Raw genomic sequence first — 850 nt, forward strand, 5'->3', positions numbered from 1 at the left:
TGTTGTCGACGGTGCCCGGGATGGCGTCGCCGAGGCAGACCCGGTCGGACCCACGGACAGCACGATCGTCGACACTGCGCAGGGTGCCGGCGATGACGCGTTCGGTGCGGGTGTGGGCGCGGGCTGGCATGCGGCGACGGTCGGTGACGCCGAAGGCGAACCGGGGCCGGTCGGCGATGCCGAGGGCGCAGCGGCCTTCGGCGCGGGCGGCAGCACCTTCACCTGCTGGGTCGCGTACTGCGGCGCGGCCTTCACCTGCTGAACGTTCTGGATCCGGACGCCGTGCACGTTGCTCCGCAGGTTCAACGTGACCACGTTCCGGTTGGTCGTGATGGCAGAGTCACCATCGGTCAGGAAGCGGAGCTTGTCCGGAACGTGGATGCCGAACACGCTGTCCATGGCAACGCCACGGATCGAATGCCGGACGACGAGCAGGGTGCCGTCCGGCGGGGCCTGAACCTTCTTCGACCCGTACGTCTGGACACCGAAGGTTCCCAGCGGAGTCACAACCTCCGATTTAACACTCCAGGTGATGGACCCATCACTGGCAAGCGTGAGCTCGAACGGGAGAAGCGGCGGCTGGTATGTGCCCGCCCATTCGCAGCCGACAAGGAGCAGCGTCAGCGCGAGCGCCGACCCTACGGCCTTCCCAACGCCGAACGACCGATGACTGAACGGCCGATGGCTGAACGGCCAATGAATAAACAAACGATCACTGATCGATCGACGCATGATCCGCCCCCGTGGCATTGTCTGGACCACCATGCCCGATGGCCCTCACGAAGACAATAAAACGCCATGGCGACAAAACACGAGTCGGTTTTCCGACCGCTAGGCGACCTGACAGGTA

The 850-nt window shown here is 64.8% G+C and carries 1 pseudogene; it reads left to right on the forward strand.

The features are described 5' to 3' along the window. Positions 1-262, forward strand: a pseudogene (locus U9980_RS16540) (hypothetical protein); the annotation flags it as partial. Between the last annotated feature and the right edge of the window lie 588 nt (positions 263-850).

Source organism: Protofrankia sp. Cr1 (assembly GCF_963555865.1).
Taxonomy (GTDB): domain Bacteria; phylum Actinomycetota; class Actinomycetes; order Frankiales; family Frankiaceae; genus Protofrankia.